We start from the raw sequence: 23,747 nt of genomic DNA on the forward strand, positions 1-23,747 counted from the left end.
GACTCCCACCCGATCAGAAACTCATCGCCGCCACCAGATCAGACCACCGAGAATCCGCCGGGCAACGCGGCGCGGCCGGTCAACGCGAGCAGAACCGCCGGCCCGTGCCCCAGGGCCGCCCCGATCCGCGCGGCCAGCGCGGCTGCGTCGGAGAGCACCTCGGGCGGAGGCGGGTGGTCGATCCCGAGGGCCCGGGCGATATCGATCCCGTGTACCGCCAACTCGAAGGTGCGGGTCGGCAGGTAGCTGCTCAACCGGATGCCGTAGCCACCGATCACCTCCAGCAGTGGGTCGTCCGCGGCAGCCACATCGGCCAGTGCCCGAGACGCGAGTTCGGCGACGGCCGCGGCCGGGTCGGCACCGAGGTCGCGACCAGCCTGGCGGCCGCGTTCGACGATGGCGGTCGCTCCCATACCGGCGGCGTAGTCGGCGATCTTGACGTAGTAGTCGGCCGCGTCGGTCACGTCCTCGTGCTGGGCCGGCGCCCTCAGGTATGTGCTGACCGTGACGAAAGATCGCGAGGTGTGGCCGACCAGGTCGCGGACCGTCCACTCGCCCAGACCGGGGTCATCCCAGCGCCCGTGCGGGATCTGGCGGACCAACGCCACGAAATAGTCTGCGGCGCCGGCGAACACCGCGCGCTCGTCGGTCACGGCCGGTGCAGCAGATCCCAGCCGTCGACCGACTCGGGGCTGCGGGGCTGCGGGCCGACATAGACCGCCGACGGCCGGACCAGCTTGCCCAACCGCTTCTGCTCGAGGATGTGGGCGCACCACCCGGCGGTACGTCCGCAGGTGAACATCGCCGGCATCATGCTGGGCGGCACCTCCGCGAAGTCGAGGATGACCGCCGCCCAGAACTCGACATTGGTCTCGATCGCCCGGTCCGGGCGGCGTTCGCGCAGTTCGGCCAGCGCGGCCTGTTCGAGTGCGGCCGCCACCTCGTAGCGCGGCGCATGGAGTCGCTCGGCCGTCGCCCGCAGCACCCGCGCGCGGGGGTCCTCGGCGCGGTACACCCGGTGTCCGAAGCCCATCAGTTTCTCGTCGCGGTCGAGGATCCCCTTGACCACGCCGCGGGCGTCACCGGTGCGTTCGGCCTCCTCGATCATCGGGATCACCCGGGCCGGCGCGCCGCCGTGCAGCGGACCGCTCATCGCGCCGATCGCCCCCGACAGCGCGGCGGCCACGTCGGCGCCGGTGGACGCGATGACCCGCGCGGTGAAGGTGGAGGCGTTCATGCCGTGTTCGGCAGCGCTGACCCAGTAGGCGTCGATGGCCTCGACGTGACGGGGGTCGGGCTCGCCCTTCCATCGGGTCATGAAGCGCGCAGTGACGGTGTCGCATCCGTCGACGGTGCGCTGAGGCACCGCGGGCTGGTAGATGCCCCGGGCCGACTGCGCGACATAGGACAGCGCCATCACCGACGCCCGGGCCAGCTGGTTACGGGCAGTCGTGTCGTCGATGTCGAGGAGCGGCCGGTAACCCCAGATCGGCGCGAGCATCGCCAGGCCGGCCTGCACGTCGACGCGGACGTCGCCGCTGTGGATCGGCAGCGGGAACGGTTCGGCGGGCGGCAGCCCGTCGCCGAAGCGGCCGTCGACGAGCAGAGCCCAGACGTCGCCGAAGGTGACCCGGTGGGCGACCAAATCCTCGATGTCGACCCCGCGGTAGCGCAGCGCACCGCCGTCCTTGTCGGGCTCGGCGATCTCGGTCTCGAACGCCACCACCCCGGACAGTCCGGGGGCGAAATCCTTCGGCACCGCAGTCATGGGCAGATTCTTACACCGCAGGAGCACCGCTGGACCACGGACTGCCCAACCCTCGGCGTAGCGTCTGTTTCGTGGCTGACTCTGATCGCCTGGCTCGGATGCGGGTGGAGTACGGATCGGTGGAGAAGGACGGCAGCACCGACCTCGACTCCGATTGGCTCGCCGACGGTTGGGTGGCGCTGCTCACCAGCTGGATCAGCGACGCGCACGCCGCCGGCCTGGCCGAGCCCAACGCGATGGTCCTGGGCACCGTGGACGGCGACGGGCGCCCGGTCACGCGCAGCGTGCTGTGCAAGAGCGTCGACGAATCAGGGGTGTCGTTCTACACCAACTACGACTCCGACAAGGGCCGGCAGCTGGCGAGCGTGCCCTATGCGTCGGCGACGTTCCCGTGGTTCGGCCTGGGCCGCCAGGTACACATCCGTGGACCCGTGACCAGGGTGTCGGTCGCGGCGACGGCGGATTACTGGTCCAAGCGTCCCCGGGGTTCGCAGCTCGGAGCGTGGGCCTCGGTGCAAAGCGCGCCGATCTCGTCCCGCGCGGCGCTGCTGCAACAGTTGGCCGAGGTCACCGAGCGGTTCGCCGACGTCGCCGAGATTCCCGTCCCACCGCATTGGGGCGGCTACCTGATCGCACCCGAGGTCGTCGAGTTCTGGCAGGGTCGGGAAAATCGCGTGCACAACCGCATTCGGGTTACCGGGACGGTGGTCGAGCGGCTGCAGCCGTGACTGGCGTCCGGCGTTGCTGACGCGGCGCGGGTACGCGACGACCGGGCTCCCTGCCAAGGGTCGGACCATGACGGTTTCTCATCTGTTTCTCACGTGGGCCGGATAGCATCCCCATGTGGTCGACATGCGGGGGGAACGCGCTCTGGGTTTGCGGGAACGCAAGAAGCGCAAGACCCGCGCCACCCTGATCAACGCCGCGGTGGGGCTGTGCGACAGCCAGGGTTTCGACGCCACCACCGTGGACCAGATCGCCGCCGTGGCCGACGTCTCGTCGCGCACCTTCAGCAGGTACTTCGCCACCAAGGAAGCGATCGCGCTGGCGCTGATCGACGAGATTCTCGACATGGCCGCGGCGGAACTGGCGCGCCAGCCACTAGACCTGGGTCCGTACGAAGCCTCGCGGCGCGCGTGGGTCGGGATGGCACACGTCACCACACGGGCGGGGGCCGACGGGCTCGGTGCCGAGCGGCTCTTGCAGATCCTGCGGATTGTGATGACCTCGACGACGTTGCGCCAGGCGGTGGTCGAGTACCGGGCCGACGTCGTGGACGTGGTGCTCGCCCGACGGATGGGCGTCGCTCCAGGGGATCGGCGGGTCAGATTGATCTCATCGGTCTGGTGTGCGGTGCTCATGACCGCGCTGGAGAGTGCGGTCGACGACGCAAAGAGCCTGGTGAGCATCACCGTGGACGACCTCGTCGCCGCGTTCGAGGCCACGTATGCGGAATTCGCGAGTGAAATGGCGGGAATCGGGCAACCCGTCTGACCGTCGGACGGACACCCCCGCGGGCGGGCCCGCGGGAATGGGACTACCTTCTGTAGTCAGACTCCGAGATTTCTGTTGACCTAGCGACAACTGAAGGGACCGCAGTGGCCGATAACGCCGACGCCGGGCAGGAGCACGCCACCCTGAAGTATCCCGGTGGAGAGCTCGACCTCGACATCGTCAAAGCAACCGAAGGCGCCGACGGCATCGCGCTGGGCTCCTTGCTGGCAAAGAGCGGTTACACCACCTTCGACGGCGGCTTCGTCAACACCGCGTCCACCAAGAGCGCGATCACCTATATCGACGGGGACGCCGGAATCCTGCGGTACCGCGGTTACCCGATCGAGCAGCTGGCCGAGAAGTCGACGTTCATCGAGGTCAGTTACCTGCTGATCTACGGCGAGCTGCCGACCGCCGAGCAACTCGAGGACTTCACCACCAAGATCCAGCGGCACACGCTGCTGCACGAGGATCTCAAGCGGTTCTTCGACGGCTTCCCGCGCAACGCGCATCCGATGCCGGTGCTGTCCAGTGCGGTCAACGCGCTGAGCGCCTACTACCAGGACTCGCTGGACCCGTTCGACCCGCAGCAGGTCGAACTGTCGACGATCCGGCTGCTGGCCAAGCTGCCGACGATCGCGGCGTATGCGTACAAGAAGTCCGAGGGGCAGCCGTTCCTGTACCCCGACAACTCGCTCACGCTGGTGGAGAACTTCCTGCGCATGACGTTCGGCTTCCCGGCCGAGCCCTACGAGGTCGACCCCGAGATCGTGCGCGCGCTCGACATGCTGTTCATCCTGCACGCCGACCACGAGCAGAACTGCTCGACCTCGACGGTTCGGCTGGTCGGCAGTTCACAGGCCAACCTGTTCACCTCGATCTCGGGCGGCATCAATGCGCTGTGGGGCCCGCTGCACGGCGGCGCCAACCAGGCCGTGCTGGAGATGCTGGAGAAGATCCGCCAGGGCGACGACGACGTCGCGACGTTCGTCAAGAAGGTCAAGAACCGCGAGGACAACGTCAAGCTGATGGGCTTCGGCCACCGCGTGTACAAGAACTACGATCCGCGGGCGCGCATCGTCAAAGAGCAGGCCGACAAGATCCTCGGCAAGATCGGCGTGCAGGACGAGCTCCTCGACATCGCCAAGGAGCTCGAGGAGATCGCGCTGACCGACGACTTCTTCATCGAGCGCAAGCTCTACCCGAACGTCGACTACTACACCGGCGTGATCTACCGCGCGATGGGCTTCCCGACGCGGATGTTCACTGTGCTGTTCGCATTGGGCCGGCTGCCCGGCTGGATCGCGCACTGGCGCGAGATGCACGGTGAGCCGGGCAAGATCGGCCGCCCCCGCCAGATCTACACCGGCTACACCGAGCGCGACTACACCGAAGTCGATTCCCGTTAGACCGGTGTCGGCTGCGCGTGCCAGGTGCGCGAAACGTCACAGCACGGCGGCCTTGCCCGCGTAACAGTTGTAGTTTCACAATCGTTAGGTGACTGAACCTGTCGGCGCGATGACACCCCGGCGCAAAGCCGTCATTCTGGCGTCCTGCTGCCTGAGCCTGCTCATCGTGTCGATGGACGCGACGATCGTCAACATCGCGATCCCGGCCATCCGTGCCGACCTGACCGCGACGACGGCGCAGATACAATGGGTCGTCGACATCTACACCCTCGTGTTGGCCTCGCTGCTGATGCTCTCGGGTGCCGCCGGCGACCGGTTGGGTCGCCGGCGGGTGTTCCAGACCGGATTGACCGTCTTCGCGTTGGGTTCCCTGGCGTGCAGCCTCGCTCCGACCATCGAAGCCCTGATCGCGGCCCGGCTGCTGCAGGGAATCGGCGGTTCGATGCTCAATCCCGTGGCACTGTCGATCATCTCGCAGATCTTCACCGGCCGTGCCGAACGGGCCCGCGCGCTGGGCGTCTGGGGCGGGGTCGTCGGAATCTCGATGGCACTCGGTCCGATCGTCGGCGGCCTGCTCATCGAAACGGTCGGCTGGCGGTCGGTGTTCTGGATCAACCTGCCGATCTGTGCGGCGGCGCTGGTGCTGACGGCGGTGTTCGTGCCCGAGAGCAAGTCGGCGACCCTGCGCTCGGTCGACCCGGTCGGGCAGGGCCTGGCCGTGCTGTTCCTGTTCGGTGCGGTCTACACCCTCATCGAGGGCCCGGTGCTCGGATGGAGCGACGCCCGCGTGCTCGGGATCGCGGCCGCGGCGACAGTCGCCCTGATCGCATTTCTGATCTACGAAGCCCGGCGCACCGACCCGTTCCTCGATCTCCGGTTCTTCCGCAGCATCCCGTTCACGGCGGCGACCGTCACCGCGATCAGCGCATTCGCGGCGTGGGGTGCGTTCCTGTTCATGATGTCGCTGTACCTGCAGGACGAACGTGGCTTCTCGGCGATGCACACCGGGCTCATCTATCTCCCGATCGCGTTGGGGGCGTTGCTGTTCTCGCCGCTGTCCGGACGTCTGGTCGCCCGCTTCGGAGCGCGTCCGTCGCTGGTGGCCTCGGGGGCGCTGATCGCCGCGGCGGCGTCGATGCTGGTTTCGCTGACCGCCACGACACCGGTGTGGTCGCTGACCATCGTGTTCGCCGTCTTCGGAATCGGCTTCGCGATGGTCAACGCGCCGATCACCAATGCCGCCGTGAGCGGCATGCCCCTGGATCGCGCCGGTGCGGCCTCCGCGGTGACCTCGACCAGCCGCCAGGTCGGTGTGAGCATCGGAGTGGCGGTCTGCGGGTCGGTCGCCGGCACCGCGATGGCCACCGGTGGAACAGATTTCGCGGCCGCGTCGCGTCCGCTGTGGTTCATGTGTGCGGGATTGGGTGTGCTGATCTTCGTTCTCGGGCTCTTCTCCACATCGCGCCGCGCTCTGCGCTCCGCGCAGCGGCTGGCGCCGCTGGTGTCGGGCGGTGCCACCCAACAGGAGCCCGCCGATGTCCGATAGCGGCCCGGTCGACCAGATCTGGCGGGATCTGGCCGCGTTGGTGATTGAGAATCAGGACAGCTGGAAACGAGCTGTCGTGGACCGATTGGGGTTGCCGTTCAGTAGAGTTCGGATCCTCAAGCGGTTGAGTCGGGCGCCGATGACGGTCAAGGAGCTGGCCGCTGCGGCGACGATCGACGCCCCGGCCACCACGGTGGCGGTCAACGATTTGGAAGCCCGGGGCCTGGTGGTGCGCCAGGTGGATCCGGCGAATCGGCGGTGCAAAAGGGTGTCGCTGACCGAGGCCGGCCGCAGCGCGGTGCGTGAGATCGACGCGGTGCATGATCCCGCCCCCGCGGTGCTGTCGGTGCTCGACGCCGATGACCTGACTGAACTGCGCCGGATCCTGGACAAGATGTCCGGTGCCGAACAGGATCGCGGCTAGGTCTGCAACACAGCCATCGCGGCGTTATGGCCGCCGATTCCCGAGACCGCGCCGCCGCGTCGGGAACCCGAGCCGCACAACAGGATCCGCTCGTAGGGCGTGGCCACTCCCCACCGCTGCGCCGGGCTGTGCAGTGGCTCGTCGTCCTCGGCGAATGGCCACTGCAGCGCGCCGTGGAAGATGTGGCCGTGGGTCATTCCCAGGGTCTCCTGCAGGTCGGCGGTGGTTTTCACCTCGAGGCAGGGCCGGCCGTTGGCGTCCTGGGCGAGCACATCCTGAACAGGTTCGGCCAGTACTGAATTCAACGAGGCCAGCGCTGCGGAGGTGAGGGCGTCGCGCAGCCGTTCGGGCGGCTGTGATCGCATCAGGCTGTGTGGGGTGTGCAGCCCGAACACGGTCAGGGTCGCAGCACCCGACTCGCGCAGCGCGGTGGACAGGATCGTGGGGTCGGCCAGGGAGTGACAGTAGATCTCGCAGGGGAGCGGATCGGGGATGTGGCCGGCGGCGGCCTGCGTGTACGCGGAGTCGAGCTGGCCGAACGTCTCGTTGATGTGAAAGGTCCCGCCGAAAGCCTGCTCTGCGGTGACCGATTCGTCGCGCAGACGGGGCAGACGCCGCAGCAGCAGGTTGACCTTGACCTGTGCGCCGGGGGTCAGGTCGGGCTCGGTGTCGCCCAGCAGCCGGGCCAGCACCGCGGGGGTCACATTGGCCAGGACGCGCTCCGCGGTGACGCGGCGGTCCTCGTCACCGTGTCGGTAGCGCACCTCACCGTCCGGCGTGACCGCGTAAACATCAGCGTCGGTGACGATCTCGGCGCCGAACCCGGCTGCGGCCGCCGCCAGCGCGGCGCTGACCGCGCCCATCCCGCCGACCGGCACATCCCAGTCACCCGTGCCGCCGCCCATCAGGTGGTACAGCATGCAGATGTTCTGCACCAGTGTCGGGTCACCCATCCGCGCGAACGTCCCGATCAGCGCATCGGTGGCCATCACGCCGCGCACGAGGTCGCTGCGCACCGCGCGGGTGATCGCATGCCCGATCGGCTCATCGACCATCATCTGCCATCCGGCGTCGTCGGCAACCGCTGCGCGCATCTGACTGCGGGTGGCCAGCGGCTCCAGCAGCGTCGGCCATAGGCGCCGGGTGACCGTGCCGCAGCGCCGGTAGAAGTCGGCGAACGGTGCCGCGTCATCGGCGGCGCCGACCGCGGCGAACGTCGACTCCGGACCGATCAGCAGCCCGGTCCGCCCGCCGGTTTCCGGGTCGGGTGTGTACGACGAATAGCGGCGGCGCACCAGGTGGATCCGGGCCCCGAGATCGTCGACGATGCGGCGGGGCAGCAGGCTGACCAGATACGAGTAGCGCGACAACCGGGCGTCGACGCCGTCGAAGGCGTGCGCCGACACCGCTGCGCCCCCGACGTGGTCGAGACGCTCGAGCACCCGGACCCGGCGGCCGGCCCGGGCCAGATACCCGGCCGCGACCAGGCCGTTGTGCCCGCCGCCGACGATGATCACGTCGAGATGGTGCTGCGACATCTCCGTCAGCGCGCCGCGTCGTCAGGCGCGGGTACCGGCGTCGGCGCAGGCCTTCTGCACCGCTTCGGTTTCGCCGTTGATCTGGTCCGCGTTGTGATTGAACCGGTCGACGCCGGCCCGCAGACCCATGAGCAGCACGAGTTTGGTCGCGCTCAGCGCCCAGGACCGCATCGGGGCGGCGATCTGCGGGGCCAGCCCGGGAGTGCGCGATGCGGTCAACGCGACGCCCACCGCCTCCCGCAATCCGGTACGTCCGTACGTGTTGCTGGAGGACACGGTGGGGTCGGAATAGTCCGGCCGGGCCTGGCCGAGCGCGAGCGCGTTGGCGAAATCGGAGTAACTCAGCGAAGCCAGATCCAGAGCTCGGGCGAACTGGGTGCACGCGGCGACCGCTTCGGGAGCCGCCGGCGCGGGCTGGGCCGAGGCCACCGATCCCACACCCGACACCATCAGGCCCGACAGCGCCAGCACGATCACGAACGCCCCGGTCGGTCTCATCGCCGCCTCCCCACCTTCGGCACACCAGGACGTCGACAGCAGATCATATGCCCGGGACCGGCGAAGGGTTTTGCCCGCACGAACTTCCCGTGCCCCGTACCCTTAGTACCTCAAAGGAATTGGCGTGTGGGGAAGGCGCTGGTACATGCGAATAGTGACGGTCGTCCTGACGACGGCCGCTGTCCTGGCTGCCTTCGGGGCAACCCCCCACGGAGCGGCGCAACCCGCACCCGACACCGAGCCCCTGGTCCTGGACGAACCGCCGCCACCGCCGTCGGCGGTACCGTCCTCGCCGCCGGGCACCCTGACGACACCCGAGGGCTGGGAGCTGACGGTGGCCGCCAAGGACGAGACCCATCAACCGGTCGCACCGCTGACCACGGCGCTGACCTCCCGCGAATACCTCGTCGGCGGCACCTTCACCGGAACGGTGACCGGCGCGGGAAGCACCGAACTCTCCGGGGGCTCGCTCGTTGTCGGGTACCGGATCGGCTGTGGCATCATCGGCGGCCCGGTCGAGTTGCTCGGCAGCGTCGGCGCGACCCCGAAGTTCTTCGTGGGCCCGGGCGTCGAGTTCCCGGTCAACGGCCAGATCAAGGTGAACCTGCGGCCCGGCACCGTCACCCTGGTACCGGTCGGCGAGAAGAGCTTCAAGGGTGACGAGGCGCGGGTCACGGTCACCGGGTTCCGGGTGCGGGTGGACGGCTGCGTCGGCCAGTCCTTCCTGCAGTCCTATGCCACCTTCACCGGTTCGACCGCCGACACCTCCGACATCGTCACCTACGCCGGCCAGGTCACGGTGGTCTGAGATGGGCGCGACTGCAAAGACCTTGAGCTTCGCCGCCGTCATGGGCCTGCTGTGGTGCGGGGTGCCGACCGTCTCGGCGCAGCCGGACAGCGGCCCACAGCCCGATGTCGGTGTGCAACCGGTCGCCGGCGTGGCCGGCCCACCCGACGGCGCGGTGCTCTCCGGTCCGCCCGGCACCGTCGTCACCCCGGACGGCTGGGAGCTCACGGTGGCCGGACGCGGCGAGTCGCAGGTCGCCGTATCCCCGCTGACCACCGCGCTGTCCTCACGCGAGTACCTGGTGGCCGGTACGTTCACCGGCAGCGTGAAGGGTTCGGGCAGTACCGAATTGAGCGGTGGAACGCTCGAAGTGGGCTACCAGATCGGTTGCGGGATCAGCCTGAACGTGGTCAAGCTGAACGGTTCGGTGGGTTTTTCGCAGTCGCTGAACGCCGTGGGGCTTCTCGACCAGACACGGTTCCCGGTGACCGCGCAGATCGAGGTGTTCCCCCAACCGGGTGAGGTCATCACCGTGCAGCTGACGCAGAAGTCCTTCAGCGGCACCGATCCGAGGGTGACCGTGAAGGACGCACACATCAAGATCGACGGGTGCATCGGCCAGTCGTTCCTGCGGTCGTACGCGGTCTTGACGAGCTCGACCGACACCGCCGACGACATCGTCGCGTACTACGGCGTCGCGAAGGCGGTGTGAGATGACCGGAGCGCCGAAGGCGGCTGTTCTGATGGCGCTGTGCGCTCTTCTGGCCACGGCGCCGACGGTCGGGGCGCAGCCATCGCCCGCGCTGCCGCCGCCACCCGGGCCGCCGCCGGTGGTCGCACCGCCACCGCCGGCGCACCCGCTCGCTCCGTTGGCTCAAAGCGGGTCGCCCGCGGGCCTCGCGGGCATTCCGCCCGGGCTGGTCCAACCGTTCGGACAGCCCGGCTCCGAGCTCACCCTGAGCCAGCATGCCGTGCCGTCGGTACCCGGAACGGCGCCCGCCACGCCGCCGCAGCTCAATCCGTTCAACAACCAGTACCTGTTGCCGCAGCACATCGCGCCGGCCGCGCCGGGCGAGGGCGAGCTGTTCGGTATCGCGCCTGGTCAGGAGCGGGCGGACGTCGGGGCCGGGGAGTACCTCAGAAGGCTCTGGGAGACGTATCAGGCCGGCGGCCTGGAAGGCGGTCTGCTCGGTCAGCGACCCATGGAAACGCTCAACCAGCCGCTGGAGACCACGGTGCCCGTGCCGCCGCCGTGACAAGCGTCTGACGGAGCGAACAACGAGTCGGGACGCCGTTGCAGGAGCATGATGAGAGTCGAGACCGACCGGTCTTCGGAGGGAAAGCCATGGCACTGACCGCGCGACACGTATCGGCGGTGCTGTGCGCCTCGGCCCTGCTCGGCGGCGCGCCGGCGGCACCGGTCGCCGTCGCCCAGCCGGCCGCGGGTTCGGAGTCGCCCGGCGACACCATCCGCACTCTGACCGATCAGGGCTTCGACGTCCGCATCAACTGGGTGGCCGGCACTCCGTCGAACATCCCGTTGTCGCAGTGCACTGTCACCAGCGTCAACACGTCGGCCCCGCCGGCGGCGTATGTGTCGATCAACTGCCCGCCGGACGGATCGCAGTAGCGGTCAGTTCACACCTGGTCGTCGCCGCGAGAGTGGGCTCAGCGTAGCGACGCCGCCATCGCAACTACCGTGACGACACTGTCGCGAGCGTTTCCACGTGTCTTTGCCCAGTAGGGTGAGCCGATGACCTCGAACGCCGGACAGAAACCCGAGATCGAATTTCCCGACGGCCCTGCCCCCGATGAGCTGGTGATCACCGATCTGGTGGTCGGCGATGGCCCGGAAGCCGTCGCCGGCGCCAACGTCGAGGTGCACTACGTCGGTGTCGAGTACGACACCGGCGAGGAGTTCGACAGCTCGTGGAACCGCGGCGAGTCCATCGAGTTTCCGCTGCGGGGCCTGATCCAGGGCTGGCAGGACGGCATTCCCGGCATGAAGGTCGGCGGGCGCCGTCAGCTGGTCGTGCCACCGGCGCTGGCCTACGGACCGGCCGGCGGCGGGCATCGCCTCTCGGGCAAGACGCTCATCTTCGTCATCGATCTGCTGGCGACACGCTAGAGCCCCGCGACGCGGGATCAGCGGTGGCCGGGCAGCCGGAGCAGCAATCGGGCGCCGCCCAGCGGGCTGGCTTCCAGTGATGCGGTCCCGCCGTGCAGCTCGGCCTGCTGGGCGACCAGTGCCAGCCCCAGCCCGGACCCCGAGTGTGACGCGGTCGAACCCCGGGAGAACCGGTCGAACACCACCTTGCGCTCCTCCTCGGGCACACCGACGCCGTCGTCGTCGATCGCGATCTCGACCCCGGCGCGCGAACTGACCGCCGACAGCTGCACCCGGCCGGCGCCGCCGTGTTTGACCGCGTTGGCGATCGCGTTGTCGACGGCCAGGCGCAGGCCCGCGGGCAGGCCGACGATGATCACCGTCGGCGCCGGCACCAGGGACACCTCCAGGTCGGGGTAGACCCGCATCGCGTCGTGAGCGGCGCGGTCGAGCAACTCGGTGATGTCGACCGGCACGTGGTCGTCGGCGGTCGACAGCTCGCCCTGGGCCAACCGCTCCAGCGCGCCGAGGGTGGCCTCGATGCGGGTTTGCGTGCGGATGACGTCGTTGACGACCTCTTTGCGTTGCTCCTCGGCCAGATCCAGCGTGGACAGCACCTCGAGGTTGGTGCGCATGGCCGTCAGCGGCGTACGCAACTCGTGGGCCGACACCGACGCGAAATCGCGCGCCGAAGCCAGCGCCGCCTTGGTGCGGTCCTGTTCCTTCCAGATGCGCTGCAGCAGCCCGTTGACCGCGTCGGCGATCTCGACCGCCTCGGTGGCTCCGCGGACCTCGACATCGGGACGTTCGTCGCCGGCGTCGATCGAGCGGGTCTGTTGGGCCAGCCGTTTGAACGGTCGCACCGCGAAGGCCGCCAGCAGCCAGCCGCCGAATGTCGCGGCGCCGACGGCCAGCGTGCAGATGATCAGTACCCGCCGGTGCAGGTTGTTGGTGTCGGCGATGGTGGCGTCGTAGGTGGCGCCGACGGCCACCGTCATGGGCTCGGGCGTCAACAGGTCCACGGTGCGGACGCGGTAGCGCACGCCGTCGATGTACGTGTCGGCGTAGCCCGTTTCCAGCTCGGGCAGGATCACGTCGGAGTTGGAGGTGACCGCTCCGCCGCGGCGCACCGTGATCACCGCGTCCTGGTCGTTGGGCGACTTCGGGATCTCGTCGAGACCCCGGGGCAGGAACGGGATCGCGAACCCGGCGGCCTCGTCGAGGCGGCGGTCCAGACGTTCCTTGCGGTCCTGGGTGATGCCGACCCACACCACCGTGCCGACGATGCCGACGACGATCGCCGCCGCGATCGCGGTGGCGAAGGCCACCCTGGTGCGCAGGGACGGTGTGCGACGGAAGATTCGGGTCAGCATGGCCGTCCTATTGCTGCCTGAGGACGAACCCGACACCGCGGACGGTGTGCAGCAGCCGGGGTGCGCCGTTGGCCTCCAGCTTGCGCCGCAGGTATCCGATGAACACGTCCACCACGTTGGTGTCGGCGGCGAAGTCGTAGCCCCACACCAGCTCCAGCAGCTGGGCGCGGGAGAGCACCGCGGTCTTGTGTTCGGCCAGCACCGCCAGCAGGTCGAACTCGCGTTTGGTCAGGTCCACATCCTGGCCGTCGACCCGCGCCCGCCGGCCGGGGATGTCGACCTCCAACGGGCCGACCGCGATGGTCTCTGACGAGAAGGTCGCGGTGGACCCGCGCCGGCGCAGCAGCGCCTTGACCCGGGCCACCAGCTCGGCCAGCACGAAGGGCTTGACCAGGTAGTCGTCGGCGCCGGCTTCCAGCCCGGCCACCCGGTCGTCGACCGAGGACCGCGCCGAGAGCACACAAACCGGCACGTCGTTGTCCATCGCGCGCAGCGCGGTCACCACCGACACGCCGTCGAGGACGGGCATGTTGATGTCCAGCACGATCGCATCGGGCTTGGTCTCGGTGGCGCTGCGCAGCGCCTCGGCGCCGTCGACCGCGGTGGACACCTCGAACCCGGACAGCCGAAGCCCGCGCTCGAGCGAGGCGAGCACGTCGGGATCGTCGTCGACCACGAGCACCCGGGGTGAACCCACACCACTGTCCATGCACGCAATCTTGCCTGATGCGGGGTCCCTGCTGGGGGACGTGGTCGGGCCGATTTCGGCGCCCCGGGCGCGGGCGGGGCCGTCCGCCGGTATCCGCCACCAGACGGTTTCCCGCCCCGAGCGGGTACTCCGTCGATCGGCATGCTGACCGGGGAAGGCTTTGACCTGACCCTTTGTTGAGGTTCTACGGTGAAAACATGAGCTTGGAAACGGTGGCTAGGCAGTCTTTGTACCGCCAGACCCACGCGCGTGGTGGCGATCTGCACTCGGTGGTGGATCGTCGCCTGCTGGTCCGCATCTGGCGCTTCGCCGGGCGGCACCATCGCCGACTGGCCGTCTTTCTGACGGTGAGCGTGCTCAGCGCCGTGCTGACGGTCGCCACGCCCCTGCTCGCCGGCCGGGTGGTCGACGAGATCACCGGTCCCGGCAGCACCGCAGTCGTGGTCGGGCTGGCTGCGGTGATCGCCGGCGTCGCGCTCGCGGAGGCGGTGCTGGCGCTGGTCACGCGCTGGCTGTCGTCGACGATCGGCGAAGGCCTGATCCTGGATCTGCGCACGGCGGTCTTCGACCACGTGCAGCGCATGCCGGTCGCGTTCTTCACCCGCACCCGGACCGGTGCGCTGGTCAGCCGGCTCGGCAACGACGTGATGGGGGCGCAGCGCGCATTCTCCGACACCCTGTCCGGCGTGGTCGCCAACCTGGTGACGCTGACCTTGACGCTGGCGGTGATGCTGAGCATCTCGTGGCAGATCACGCTGCTGTCGCTGGCCCTGCTGCCGCTGTTCCTGGTCCCGGCGCGGCGGATCGGCACCGCGATGGCGGCGCTGTCGCGCGAGGCGTCCGTGCACAACGCGACGATGAACACCCAGATGACCGAGCGGTTCTCGGCGCCCGGCGCCACCCTGGTGAAGTTGTTCGGCGACCCGGCCTCCGAGTCCCGCGAGTTCGAGACGCGAGCGGGACGGGTCCGCGACATCGGCGTGCGCACGGCGATGCTGCAGTCGACGTTCATGAATTCGCTGACGCTGATGTCAGCGTTGGCGCTGGCGCTGGTCTACGGGCTCGGTGGGGCGCTGGCGCTGGGCGGGCAACTGCAGGCCGGCGCGATCGTTGCGCTGGCCCTGCTGCTGACCCGGCTGTACGCGCCGCTGACCGCGCTGGCCAACGCGCGCGTGGAGATCGCCAGCGCGCTGGTCAGTTTCGAGCGGGTCTTCGAAGTGCTCGACCTGGTGCCGCTGATCCGGGAGAGCCCGGAGGCGACCGCGATTCCCGGCGGACCCGTGCACGTCGAGTTCGACGACGTCCACTTCTCCTACCCGGCGGCGGACAAGGTGTCGCTGGCATCGCTGGAGGAGGTCGCCGAACTGGACGACCGCGGCGGCGAGGAGGTGCTGCACGGCATCTCGTTCACCGCGCGGCCCGGGCAGATGGTGGCGCTGGTCGGGTCGTCGGGCGCGGGCAAGTCGACGATCGCGTCGCTGCTGGCCCGCCTGTATGACGTCGGCCGCGATGACGGCGCGGTGCGGCTCAACGGCCTGGACCTGCGGGACGCGACGTTCGCGTCGCTGAAGGCCACCGTCGGCGTCGTCACCCAGGACGGTCACCTGTTCCACGAATCGATCCGCTCGAATCTGTTGCTGGCCGCTCCCGATGCGACGGATGAGCAGGTGTGGGAGGCGCTGCGCCGGGCTCGGCTCGATGACGTCGTCGAGACGATGCCCGACGGACTGGACACGGTCGTGGGTGAACGTGGGTACCGGCTCTCCGGCGGACAGCGTCAGCGGCTGACGATCGCGCGGCTTCTGCTCGCGTCGCCGCGGGTGGTGGTGCTCGACGAGGCGACGGCATCGCTGGACTCCGAGTCCGAAGCCGCGGTGCAGCAGGCCCTCACCGAGGCGCTGGCCGGTCGGACGTCGCTGGTCATCGCGCACCGGCTTTCGACGGTGCGCGCCGCCGACGTGATCCTGGTCGTCGAGGACGGCCGCATCGTCGAGCGTGGCACCCACACCGAGTTGCTGGCCCGCAGCGGCCGCTACGCCGAGCTGTACCGCACCCAGTTCGGCACCGACCGCCGGCAGTGCGGCACCCGCGGTCCGCAGCCCGGCTGCTGTGCCCGGAACGGGTTGTCGGCCGAGCAGATATCCGCTTGCGCCCAGTGGGAAGATCTTGTCGGTGGATGACTCTCGGGCCACCGCGCTGCGCGCGGCACCGGCGATTGCGCCGCCGCGGAACCGGCCGAGGGCCAGCTCGGATCTGTGGCGGCTGTTGCCGTACCTGATGCCCTACCGGGTGCGCTGGATCGCGATGTTCGTCGTCGCGTTGGCCAGCCTGTCCGCGACCATCGCGATCCCGCTGATGACCAAAGCCGTCATCGACGGACCGGTCCGCAGCGCCGATCAGCAGGGACTGTGGTTGCTCGGTTCGGCCGCGTTGGGCATCGGCTGCGCAGAAGCGGTGTTGTGGTTCATCCGGCGCTGGCTGATCGCGCGCGCGACGATGGGCGTCGAGGCCGACATCCGCAAGGATCTCTACGCGAAGCTGCAGATTCTGCCGATGTCTTTCCACGGCCGCTGGGACTCCGGGCAGCTGCTGTCGCGAATCATGAACGATCTGGGCACCATTCGCCGCTTCATGTCGTTCGGCCTGCTGTTCCTGCTACTGAATGTCCTGCAGATCACCGTGGTGACCGCGATCCTGCTCGTGCTGTACTGGCCGCTCGGCGTGGTGGTCGGCCTGTCGATCCTGCCGATCACGGCGACGGTGTTGCACTTCCAGCGCGAGTACACCCGGCTGTCGCGGCTCGCGCAGGACCAGGCCGGGCACGTCGCCACCCACGTCGAGGAAGCCGCCCACGGACTGCGGGTGGTCAAGTCCTTCGGCCGCGAAGACCACATCTACCGGCGCTTCGACGATCAACTCACCGGCCTCTACGACACCCAGGTCAGCCGGGTCGCGGTGTCGGCCAAATTCTGGACACTGCTGGAGATCATCCCGAACCTGACCCTGATCGTCGTGCTCGGCTTCGGCGCGTATGCGGCCGGCCACGGCCAGGTGACCATGGGCACCCTGGTCGCCTTCATCACGATGATGCTGTCGCTGGTGTGGCCGATCGCGTCGCTGGGCTTCCTGCTCTCGATGACCCAGGAGGCGTTCACCGCCGCCAACCGGATCACCGAGATCTTCGACGCCCCCACCGATATCACCGACGGCCCGCGGGACCTGACTCCGCGGCGGGGCCGGCTCGAGTTGGTCGGCGTCGGCTTCCGGTTCCCGGGGTCGGCGTCCGGCGGGCCGGACAAATGGGCGCCGTCCGGCGGGCCGGACAAATCTGCCGAGAACTGGGCGCTGAGGAACGTCACGGTGACCGTCGAGCCGGGAGAGACCTTGGCGCTGGTCGGAGCGACCGGGTCTGGCAAGTCGGTGTTGGTGGGCCTGTTGTCGCGGCTCTACGACGTCACCGAGGGTGAGATCCGTATCGACGCCCAGGACATCCGCGAGCTGTCGGTCGACGCGCTGCGGCGCACGGTGGCCACCGCGTTCGAGGACCCGACGCTGTTCTCGATGTCGGTGGCCGAGAACCTGCGCCTGGGCCGTCCCGACGCGTCCGAGGCCGATCTGCGCCAGGCCGTCGAGGTGGCGGCTGCGCAGTTCGTCTACGACCTGCCGTTCGGGTTGGACACCCGCATCGGAGAGCAGGGCATGAGCCTGTCGGGCGGTCAGCGGCAACGTCTTTCGCTGGCCCGGGCGATCCTCGCCCAGCCCAGGATCCTGGTGCTCGACGACACCCTGTCGGCGCTCGATGTGCACACCGAGGCGGAGGTCGAGGAGGCTCTGCGCCGCGTCCTGCACGACGTGACGGGCATCGTGGTGGCCCACCGCGCATCCACGGTGCTGTTGGCCGACCGCGTGGCGCTGCTGCAGAACGGCACCATCACCCATGTCGGGACGCACGCCGAACTGCTGGCGGGGGTGCCGGAGTACCGCTACCTGCTGGCTGCCGACGAGGGCCGTGACGACGGCACCGGGCTGCCGCTCGAAACCGCGGAGAACCTCCGATGACCGCGCACGACTGGCGCGGCCGCTTCGACGAACACGCCGATCTGCCGATCGACGAGAGCGTGCCGCGCCGCCGGGAGGCGCGCGCCCTGCTGGGTGCATTGCTGAGGCCCTACCGCTGGAGCGTGGCCCTGCTCGCGGTCGTGGTGGTGGTGGAAAATGCTGCGCGACTGTCGGTTCCGCTGCTGGTGCAGCGGGGCATCGACCGCGGCATCCCGCCGCTGCTCGAGGGCGGCTCGGCGCAGACGTTGATGACGATCGTCGCCGCCCTGGCCGCGGTGGTCGTCATCCAGGCGGTCAGCCGGATGTTCTTCCTGCGCCGCTCGGGGCGCATCGGGCAGAGGGTGCTGCTCGAACTGCGCCGCAGGCTGTTCCGCCACTTCGCCCGCCTGGACATCGCCTTCCACGACCGCTACACCTCGGGGCGGGTGGTCAGCCGTTCGACCAATGACGTCGAGGCGATCCAGGACATGCTCGAAACCGGTTTCGACAGCCTGATCACCGCGGTGCTGACGTTGTTCGGCACCGCGGTCCTGCTGGTGGTTCTCGACGTCAAGCTCGGGCTGATGTGCCTGGCGGCGTTCCCGGTGCTGATGCTGCTGGTGGCCTGGTTCCACCGGGAGTCGTCGAAGACCTACCGCGAGGTCCGCGAGAGCGCCGCGCTGGTGATCGTGCAGTTCGTCGAGACGATGACCGGCATCAAGGCGGTGCAGGCGTATCGGCGCGAGCCGCGCAACCAGGAGATCTTCGAGGACCTCGCCGACCGGTACCGCGCCATCAACGAGCGCACGTTCCAGCTGTTGGCGGTGTTCATGCCCGGCGTGAAGCTCGTCGGCAACCTGACCACCGGGGTGGTGCTGCTCTACGGCGGCTACCGGGTGCTGCACGGCGAGATGACCATCGGCACCCTGACCGCCTTCCTGCTGTATCTGCGGATGTTCTTCGAGCCGATGCAGGAGATCTCGCAGTTCTTCAACACCTTCCAGTCGGCCGCGTCGGCGCTGGAGAAGTTGGCCGGCGTGCTGGCCCGCCGGCCCGCGATCGCCGACCCGGCGCGACCGGCCGAGTTGACCCGCGTCGGTGGTGAGATCGCTTTCCGCGACGTGCGTTTCGAGTACACCCCGGGCCGTCCGGTGCTGCCGGACCTGAACCTGGAGGTGCCGGCCGGGCAGACGGTGGCGCTGGTGGGCACCACCGGTGCGGGCAAGACGACGATCGCCAAGCTGGTCACCCGGTTCTACGACCCGGTGGCCGGCGTGATCACCCTCGACGGCGTGGATCTGCGCGACATCACGCAGCCCGAGCTGCGCCGGCACGTCATCATGGTGACCCAGGAGAACTTCATGTTCGGCGGCACCGTCGCCGACAACATCCGGTTCGGCCGGCCCGACGCGTCCGACGACGAAGTCCGCGCCGCCGCCGAAGCGGTCGGCGCCCAGGCGTTCATCGAGGCGCTGCCTGACGGCTACGACACCGATGTGGCCAAGCGCGGCGGCCGGTTGTCGGCCGGGCAACGCCAACTGGTCGCGTTCGCCCGCGCCTTCCTGGCCGATCCCGCGGTGCTGATCCTCGACGAGGCGACGTCGTCGCTAGACATCCCGAGCGAGCGGATGGTGCAGCGCGCGCTGGAGACCGTGTTGGCCGACCGGACGGCGCTGGTGATCGCGCACCGGCTCTCGACGGTGCAGATCGCCGATCGGGTGCTGGTGCTCGAGCACGGCCGCATCGTCGAGGACGGCCCGCCCGGCGAATTGATCAGCCGCGACGGCGGTCACTATGCGGCGCTGCACCGTTCCTGGATGGAATCGCTGGCCTGACCTACGGGAGCAGGCCGGCCCGGCGCGCCTTGGACACCGACTCGTACCTCGTCGACGCGCCGAGCTTGCCTGCCGCGCTGCGCAGGTAGGCCTTGACCGTCTCGGGCTTCAGCGAAAGACGCTGAGCCGCCTCGCTGTTGGTGCAGCCGAGGGCCACCTGGGCCAGCACGTCGAGTTCGCGGGACGTCAACGACGCGGTGTCTGCCGTGGTGCCGGTCAGCGCTTGGGCCAACCGGTCGGCCATGGCGCGCAACTGCTCCTGCAACGGCGACGGCGACGCGGCGGCCAGATGACGCAGTTCGGCGTGCACCTCGCGGATCTGCTCGGCCCCGGCGGCGACGCCACCGGTGGTGGTGTGCGTCTCGTGCAGCCGCATCCGGCGGTCGACCTCGTCGCGGATGCGCAGTTCCTCGCCCAGCGATCGCGCGACCGCGACCATCCGGTCGGCGGTCCGCCCGCCGAACGGTGCGCTGGAGCGGTGCGCGCCGTAGAGCACCGCGCGCGTGCGCCCGTCGACGAGGACAGGCACCGCGAGCACCGCGCGGATGCCCTCGGAGAGCACCGGGCCGTCGTAGTCGTGGGTGATCGACACGGCGTGCCGGTAGTCGGCCACCGACATCGGCCGGCCCGCCACCATCGTCGCGCCGCCGAGCCCCGAGCTCGGCTGCACCGCCAGCCCGCGCAGGTTGCCGGTGCGGGTGCCCACGAACTCGGTCAGCAGCAGGGTGTCGTCGTAGACCGGGCCGCCGAACAGGATCGGCACCTCCCCGAGCGCCGCGAGGTCGCGCAGCGCGGCCCGGACGGCGTCGCCGTCGCGCGGGCGCAGCAGGGTCGGCGGCATCGACATCGGACATACCCTCTTCCGGGGGTAGTGGACGGGCGAGTGTGACCCCGATCCTATTGATCGTGACGACGAATGCCGAGAAGTATCGTGCCGCGCGCGACCAATTGGTCAATGTGCTCACCGACTACGACAAGGCGGTCGCGAAGTTCGAGTGGCCGAAGGTGACGGGCACGTTCAACTGGGCCACCGACTGGTTCGACGTGATCGCAGGTCAGCACTGCTCCGCGGACAACGTCGAGTACCGAAATCAGCGCACTGCGCTGTGGATCGTCGAGGAAGACGGCACCGAGACCAAGGCATCGTTCGCCGAGCTGGCGCACCGCTCCGACCAGGTGGCCACGTGGCTGCGGCGGGTCGGAGTACGCCGCGGCGACCGCGTCATCCTGATGCTGGGCAACCAGATCGAGCTGTGGGAAGCGATGCTGGCCGTGGCGAAGCTGGGCGCGGTCATCATGCCCACCACCTGCGCGCTGGGACCCGACGACGTGGCCGACCGGATCCGGCGGGGACGCGCCCGCTTCGTGATCGCCAACGCTGCCGACGCGGCGAAGTTCGACGGCCTCGCAGGGAGCTTCATCGGCATCGTCGTCGGTGCACCGGTGCCGGGCTGGCAGTCCTACGCCGACGCGGCCGCGACCGAACCTGCCGGCCCGTTCGTCCCGGACACCCGGACGTCGGACCCGCTGCTGATCTACTTCACCTCCGGCACCACGAGCAAACCCAAACTGGTGGAGCATTCCCAGATCAGCTATCCGGTGGGCCACCTGAGCACCATGGCGTGGATCGGGGTGCGTCCCGGCGACGTGCACCTGGCGATCAGCTCCCCGGGCTGGGCCAAGCACGCGTGGAGTTGCTTCTTCGCGCCGTGGATCGCCGAGGCCACCATCTTCGTCTACAACTACGCGCGGTTCGACGCCGCGGCGCTGCTGCACCAACTGCGCCGGGCCGGCGTCAGCACCTTCTGCGCGCCGCCGACGGTGTGGCGCATGCTGATCCAGGCCGACCTCGGTGAGCGTCCCGCGCAGTTGCGCGAGATCCTCGGGGCCGGAGAACCGCTGAACCCCGACGTGATCGCGCAGGTGGAGCGGGCGTGGGGGCTGACCATCCGCGACGGGTTCGGTCAGACCGAGACCACATTGCAGGTCGGCAACACTCCCGGCCAGCCGGTCAAGCCGGGGTCGATGGGGCGACCGATGCCCGGCGTGCCCGTGGTCCTGGTCGACCCGCTCACCGGCGTGCCCGGCGACGAAGGTGAGATCTGCCTGGACCTGAGCGCGGCACCACCGAACCTGATGAGCGGATATGTCGACGACGGCAAGCGCAACGCGATGGTGATGCGCGACGGGTACTACCACACCGGCGACGTCGCGACCCGCGACGCCGACGGCTACATCACCTACGTCGGCCGCACCGACGACGTGTTCAAGTCCTCGGACTACAAGGTGTCGCCGTTCGAGTTGGAGAGCGTGTTGATCGAGCACCCCGCGGTGGTCGAGGCGGCCGTGGTGCCCCAGCCCGACGACACCCGGCTGGCGGTGCCCAAGGCGTACGTGGCGTTGGCCGACGGCTGGGCCGCCGACGAGCAGACCGCCCGCTCGATCTTCGAGTACAGCCGGGCGCATCTGGCGCCGTATCTGAAGGTGCGTCGGATCGAGTTCCACGAGCTGCCGAAGACCATCTCGGGCAAGATCCGCCGCGTCGATCTGCGTCGCCGGGAGGAGGACGCGCACGCCTCCGGCGCGGCGATCCCGACGGAGTACCGCTACGAGGATCTGATCGGCTGAATCAGCGAACGGCCCTGAAGAACGTCACGACGTCCTCGACGAACAGGGCCGGCTGCTCGAACGCGGCGAAGTGTCCACCGCGGGGCATGGTGGTCCAGCGGGTGATGTTGGGGTAGTTGTTGTCGCACCAGTGCCGCGGCGCCCGCAGGATCTCGCGGGGGAACGCGGCCACGCCGGTGGGCAGGGTCACCGGTTCCCCGCCGCCGAAGCTGCCGAAGCTCTCCCAGTACAGCCGTCCCGAGGACGCGCCGCTGGCGGTCACCCAGTAGAGCATCACGTTGTCGAGCAACTCGTCCTTGGTCAACACGTTCTCCGGGTGCCCGTCGCAGTCGGTCCACGACCAGAACTTCTCGACGATCCAGGCCAGCTGGCCGACGGGGGAGTCGGTGAGCGCGTAACCCAGGGTCTGGGGCCGGGTCGACTGCTGTTTGGAATAGCCGGAATCCCAGCGCTGGTAGTAGGCCAGCCGTTCGAGCGCGGCTGCCTCGTCGGCGGTGGGTTCACCGAGGTCTTTGGGCGGCCGGCCCAGCGGCATGTTCGTGTGGATGGCCGCGCAGTGGCCCTGGTTCCGGCCGATCTGGGTGGTGACCGCCGCACCCCAGTCGCCGCCCTGCGCGCCGTAGCGCTGATAGCCCAGGCGCACCATCAGCTCGTCCCACGCGGCGGCGATCCGCTCGATTCCCCACCCCGTGGTGGTCGGCTTGCCGGAGAAGCCGTAGCCCGGCAGCGACGGGCACACCACGTCGAACCCGGCCTCGGTGAGTGGTGTGATCACCTTCTGGAACTCCACGACGGAGCCCGGCCAGCCGTGGGTGATCAAGAGCGGAAAGGCGTCGGGCTCGCTGGACCGCTGGTGGACGAAGTGGATATCCAGGCCGTCGATGTCGGTGGTGAACTGGTCGAACCGGTTGAGCGCTTCTTCTCTTGCCCGCCAGTCGTATTCGTCGGCCCAGTAGGCGGCGAGCTCACGGGTGTAGGCCAGCGGGATGCCCTGGCTCCAGTCGTCGACGCACTCGGCCTCGGGCCACCGGGTCCGCTTCAGCCGCTCCCGAAGATCGGCCAGGTCGGCGTCGGGCACGGCGATGCGGAACGGCTGGACGTGGGCCATGCCACATCCTGGCATTTGGATAATCGGTAGTCGTGTCCACCCCGACGCTCGTCCTGCTGGCCGTCACCACCCTGCTGTCCTGCGTAGCCCTGGGTGGCGCGATCTACGAAGCGGTCGTCGTCGACCCGTACTGGCCGAAGCGGCCCGGCATCATCCAGCCCCGCAACGGCGGCATCGCGCGCAAGTGGTTCTGGTTCCCGGTGCAGACCGTGCTCGATGTGCTCTTGCTGATATCGCTGATCGTGGTGTGGTCCGACGACGACGCGCGGACAGCGCTGATCGTGGCCGTGGTTGCTCACCTGGTGGCGCGGGTCTGGGCGGTGATCGAGCTCATCCCTGCTGCTCGGGAGTTCGAACGGGCCAATCCGGCACACGTCGACGAATCAGCTGCGGCGCGGTGGACCAGGCGCAGCTGGCTCCGAATGCCGTTCGACGTGGTGACGTGTGTCGCGCTGTTGATTGCGTTGGCAATCAATTAATTCGCG

The 23,747-nt window shown here is 69.1% G+C and carries 23 protein-coding genes; 15 read left to right on the forward strand and 8 right to left on the reverse strand.

Annotation, left to right across the window (positions count from 1 at the left end; genetic code table 11):
* Window positions 1–38: 38 nt before the first annotated feature.
* Together G6N31_RS25550 and G6N31_RS25555 are read right to left on the reverse strand one after the other, a co-directional pair.
* A complete protein-coding gene (locus G6N31_RS25550; RefSeq protein WP_098001683.1) occupies window positions 39–653 on the reverse strand; it encodes a maleylpyruvate isomerase family mycothiol-dependent enzyme in 615 nt (204 codons plus the stop codon).
* On the reverse strand, window positions 650–1,768 hold the full coding sequence (locus tag G6N31_RS25555; RefSeq protein WP_098001681.1) for a citrate synthase 2: 1,119 nt from the start codon (window positions 1,766–1,768) through the stop codon (window positions 650–652). The genes G6N31_RS25550 and G6N31_RS25555 overlap by 4 nt, the downstream gene beginning before the upstream one ends.
* Window positions 1,769–1,866: 98 nt before the next feature.
* On the opposite strand from G6N31_RS25555, the gene pdxH reads away from it, so the two are divergent.
* The 5 genes from pdxH (at window position 1,867) to G6N31_RS25580 (ending at window position 6,641) form a co-directional block, all read left to right on the forward strand.
* Window positions 1,867–2,496, forward strand: a complete 630-nt coding sequence (pdxH, locus tag G6N31_RS25560; RefSeq protein WP_098001679.1) for a pyridoxamine 5'-phosphate oxidase — start codon at window positions 1,867–1,869, stop codon at window positions 2,494–2,496.
* Window positions 2,497–2,611: 115 nt separating this feature from the next.
* Window positions 2,612–3,262: a TetR family transcriptional regulator gene (locus tag G6N31_RS25565; protein WP_098001677.1), complete on the forward strand. Its 651-nt coding sequence runs from the start codon at window positions 2,612–2,614 to the stop codon at window positions 3,260–3,262.
* Window positions 3,263–3,366: 104 nt separating this feature from the next.
* Window positions 3,367–4,671: a citrate synthase gene (locus G6N31_RS25570; RefSeq protein ID WP_098001675.1), complete on the forward strand. Its 1,305-nt coding sequence runs from the start codon at window positions 3,367–3,369 to the stop codon at window positions 4,669–4,671.
* Window positions 4,672–4,780: 109 nt separating this feature from the next.
* Window positions 4,781–6,217: an MFS transporter gene (locus G6N31_RS25575; protein ID WP_098001673.1), complete on the forward strand. Its 1,437-nt coding sequence runs from the start codon at window positions 4,781–4,783 to the stop codon at window positions 6,215–6,217.
* Window positions 6,207–6,641, forward strand: coding sequence for a MarR family winged helix-turn-helix transcriptional regulator (locus G6N31_RS25580; RefSeq protein WP_098001672.1), 435 nt, complete (start codon window positions 6,207–6,209; stop codon window positions 6,639–6,641). Before G6N31_RS25575 ends, G6N31_RS25580 begins: the two co-directional genes overlap by 11 nt.
* Here G6N31_RS25580 and G6N31_RS25585 read toward each other — a convergent pair.
* Window positions 6,638–8,179: a phytoene desaturase family protein gene (locus G6N31_RS25585; RefSeq protein ID WP_098001670.1), complete on the reverse strand. Its 1,542-nt coding sequence runs from the start codon at window positions 8,177–8,179 to the stop codon at window positions 6,638–6,640. The two genes, G6N31_RS25580 and G6N31_RS25585, sit on opposite strands and share 4 nt — an antisense overlap.
* Before the next feature lie 21 nt (window positions 8,180–8,200).
* The gene (locus G6N31_RS25590; protein WP_234815163.1) at window positions 8,201–8,677 is read right to left on the reverse strand and encodes an Rv2240c family protein; all 477 of its coding nucleotides are present in this window, start codon (window positions 8,675–8,677) and stop codon (window positions 8,201–8,203) included.
* Between the two features lie 145 nt (window positions 8,678–8,822).
* Here G6N31_RS25590 and G6N31_RS25595 point away from each other — a divergent pair, with 145 nt between their 5' ends.
* The 5 genes from G6N31_RS25595 to G6N31_RS25615 all read left to right on the forward strand — a co-directional run bounded on the left by G6N31_RS25595 (window position 8,823) and on the right by G6N31_RS25615 (window position 11,592).
* Window positions 8,823–9,485, forward strand: a complete 663-nt coding sequence (locus G6N31_RS25595; RefSeq protein ID WP_098001668.1) for an MspA family porin — start codon at window positions 8,823–8,825, stop codon at window positions 9,483–9,485.
* 1 nt (window position 9,486) lies between these two features.
* Window positions 9,487–10,176, forward strand: a complete 690-nt coding sequence (locus G6N31_RS25600) for an MspA family porin (RefSeq protein ID WP_098001666.1) — start codon at window positions 9,487–9,489, stop codon at window positions 10,174–10,176.
* A 1-nt stretch (window position 10,177) separates the two neighbouring features.
* Window positions 10,178–10,720, forward strand: coding sequence for a hypothetical protein (locus tag G6N31_RS25605; protein WP_098001664.1), 543 nt, complete (start codon window positions 10,178–10,180; stop codon window positions 10,718–10,720).
* Window positions 10,721–10,809: 89 nt separating this feature from the next.
* Window positions 10,810–11,094: a hypothetical protein gene (locus G6N31_RS25610; RefSeq protein ID WP_234815162.1), complete on the forward strand. Its 285-nt coding sequence runs from the start codon at window positions 10,810–10,812 to the stop codon at window positions 11,092–11,094.
* Between the two features lie 123 nt (window positions 11,095–11,217).
* Window positions 11,218–11,592: an FKBP-type peptidyl-prolyl cis-trans isomerase gene (locus G6N31_RS25615; RefSeq protein ID WP_098001662.1), complete on the forward strand. Its 375-nt coding sequence runs from the start codon at window positions 11,218–11,220 to the stop codon at window positions 11,590–11,592.
* A gap of 17 nt (window positions 11,593–11,609) precedes the next feature.
* Here G6N31_RS25615 and G6N31_RS25620 read toward each other — a convergent pair whose 3' ends face one another.
* Together G6N31_RS25620 and prrA are read right to left on the reverse strand one after the other, a co-directional pair.
* Window positions 11,610–12,944, reverse strand: a complete 1,335-nt coding sequence (locus G6N31_RS25620) for a HAMP domain-containing sensor histidine kinase (RefSeq protein WP_098001660.1) — start codon at window positions 12,942–12,944, stop codon at window positions 11,610–11,612.
* Window positions 12,945–12,951: 7 nt separating this feature from the next.
* Window positions 12,952–13,653 (reverse strand): two-component system response regulator PrrA, encoded by a 702-nt coding sequence (prrA, locus tag G6N31_RS25625; RefSeq protein WP_098001658.1) that lies wholly within the window; start codon window positions 13,651–13,653, stop codon window positions 12,952–12,954.
* Window positions 13,654–13,850: 197 nt separating this feature from the next.
* Here prrA and G6N31_RS25630 point away from each other — a divergent pair, with 197 nt between their 5' ends.
* The 3 genes from G6N31_RS25630 to G6N31_RS25640 are packed head-to-tail and all read left to right on the forward strand — an operon-like array spanning window position 13,851 to window position 19,526.
* Complete coding sequence (locus G6N31_RS25630; RefSeq protein ID WP_098001656.1) at window positions 13,851–15,833, forward strand: ABC transporter ATP-binding protein; 1,983 nt, start codon at window positions 13,851–13,853, stop codon at window positions 15,831–15,833.
* Window positions 15,826–17,712 carry an ABC transporter ATP-binding protein gene (locus tag G6N31_RS25635; RefSeq protein ID WP_098001654.1) on the forward strand — a complete coding sequence of 629 codons (1,887 nt, stop codon included), beginning with the start codon at window positions 15,826–15,828 and terminating at the stop codon, window positions 17,710–17,712. The genes G6N31_RS25630 and G6N31_RS25635 overlap by 8 nt, the downstream gene beginning before the upstream one ends.
* Entirely contained in the window at window positions 17,709–19,526 is a 1,818-nt protein-coding gene (locus tag G6N31_RS25640) for an ABC transporter ATP-binding protein (RefSeq protein ID WP_098001652.1), read from the forward strand. The genes G6N31_RS25635 and G6N31_RS25640 overlap by 4 nt, the downstream gene beginning before the upstream one ends.
* A gap of 1 nt (window position 19,527) precedes the next feature.
* Here the strand turns inward: G6N31_RS25640 and G6N31_RS25645 are convergent, their stop codons facing one another.
* Window positions 19,528–20,373 (reverse strand): LuxR C-terminal-related transcriptional regulator, encoded by an 846-nt coding sequence (locus tag G6N31_RS25645; RefSeq protein WP_234815161.1) that lies wholly within the window; start codon window positions 20,371–20,373, stop codon window positions 19,528–19,530.
* Between the two features lie 59 nt (window positions 20,374–20,432).
* On the opposite strand from G6N31_RS25645, the gene G6N31_RS25650 reads away from it, so the two are divergent.
* Window positions 20,433–22,154: an AMP-binding protein gene (locus G6N31_RS25650; protein ID WP_098001650.1), complete on the forward strand. Its 1,722-nt coding sequence runs from the start codon at window positions 20,433–20,435 to the stop codon at window positions 22,152–22,154.
* Between the two features lies 1 nt (window position 22,155).
* Here G6N31_RS25650 and G6N31_RS25655 read toward each other — a convergent pair whose 3' ends face one another.
* Window positions 22,156–23,262 (reverse strand): epoxide hydrolase family protein, encoded by a 1,107-nt coding sequence (locus tag G6N31_RS25655; protein WP_098001648.1) that lies wholly within the window; start codon window positions 23,260–23,262, stop codon window positions 22,156–22,158.
* 32 nt (window positions 23,263–23,294) lie between these two features.
* Here G6N31_RS25655 and G6N31_RS25660 point away from each other — a divergent pair, with 32 nt between their 5' ends.
* On the forward strand, window positions 23,295–23,741 hold the full coding sequence (locus tag G6N31_RS25660) for a hypothetical protein (RefSeq protein WP_098001646.1): 447 nt from the start codon (window positions 23,295–23,297) through the stop codon (window positions 23,739–23,741).
* The last annotated feature ends 6 nt before the right edge of the window (window positions 23,742–23,747 follow it).

The sequence above is a fragment of the Mycolicibacterium duvalii genome, from assembly GCF_010726645.1.
In the GTDB taxonomy this organism is placed as follows: domain Bacteria; phylum Actinomycetota; class Actinomycetes; order Mycobacteriales; family Mycobacteriaceae; genus Mycobacterium; species Mycobacterium duvalii.

Excerpts from the sequence above, each read along its gene's own strand:
- prrA (WP_098001658.1), bottom strand. The coding sequence starts at position 13,653 with ATGGACAGTGGTGTGGGTTCACCCCGGGTGCTCGTGGTCGACGACGAT.
- G6N31_RS25610 (WP_234815162.1), top strand. The coding sequence starts at position 10,810 with ATGGCACTGACCGCGCGACACGTATCGGCGGTGCTGTGCGCCTCGGCC.
- G6N31_RS25605 (WP_098001664.1), top strand. The coding sequence starts at position 10,178 with ATGACCGGAGCGCCGAAGGCGGCTGTTCTGATGGCGCTGTGCGCTCTT.
- G6N31_RS25630 (WP_098001656.1), top strand. The coding sequence starts at position 13,851 with ATGAGCTTGGAAACGGTGGCTAGGCAGTCTTTGTACCGCCAGACCCAC.
- G6N31_RS25580 (WP_098001672.1), top strand. The coding sequence starts at position 6,207 with ATGTCCGATAGCGGCCCGGTCGACCAGATCTGGCGGGATCTGGCCGCG.
- G6N31_RS25590 (WP_234815163.1), bottom strand. The coding sequence starts at position 8,677 with ATGAGACCGACCGGGGCGTTCGTGATCGTGCTGGCGCTGTCGGGCCTG.
- G6N31_RS25585 (WP_098001670.1), bottom strand. The coding sequence starts at position 8,179 with ATGTCGCAGCACCATCTCGACGTGATCATCGTCGGCGGCGGGCACAAC.
- pdxH (WP_098001679.1), top strand. The coding sequence starts at position 1,867 with ATGCGGGTGGAGTACGGATCGGTGGAGAAGGACGGCAGCACCGACCTC.
- G6N31_RS25575 (WP_098001673.1), top strand. The coding sequence starts at position 4,781 with ATGACACCCCGGCGCAAAGCCGTCATTCTGGCGTCCTGCTGCCTGAGC.
- G6N31_RS25640 (WP_098001652.1), top strand. The coding sequence starts at position 17,709 with ATGACCGCGCACGACTGGCGCGGCCGCTTCGACGAACACGCCGATCTG.
- G6N31_RS25620 (WP_098001660.1), bottom strand. The coding sequence starts at position 12,944 with ATGCTGACCCGAATCTTCCGTCGCACACCGTCCCTGCGCACCAGGGTG.
- G6N31_RS25600 (WP_098001666.1), top strand. The coding sequence starts at position 9,487 with ATGGGCGCGACTGCAAAGACCTTGAGCTTCGCCGCCGTCATGGGCCTG.
- G6N31_RS25655 (WP_098001648.1), bottom strand. The coding sequence starts at position 23,262 with ATGGCCCACGTCCAGCCGTTCCGCATCGCCGTGCCCGACGCCGACCTG.
- G6N31_RS25555 (WP_098001681.1), bottom strand. The coding sequence starts at position 1,768 with ATGACTGCGGTGCCGAAGGATTTCGCCCCCGGACTGTCCGGGGTGGTG.
- G6N31_RS25595 (WP_098001668.1), top strand. The coding sequence starts at position 8,823 with ATGCGAATAGTGACGGTCGTCCTGACGACGGCCGCTGTCCTGGCTGCC.
- G6N31_RS25645 (WP_234815161.1), bottom strand. The coding sequence starts at position 20,373 with ATGTCGATGCCGCCGACCCTGCTGCGCCCGCGCGACGGCGACGCCGTC.
- G6N31_RS25615 (WP_098001662.1), top strand. The coding sequence starts at position 11,218 with ATGACCTCGAACGCCGGACAGAAACCCGAGATCGAATTTCCCGACGGC.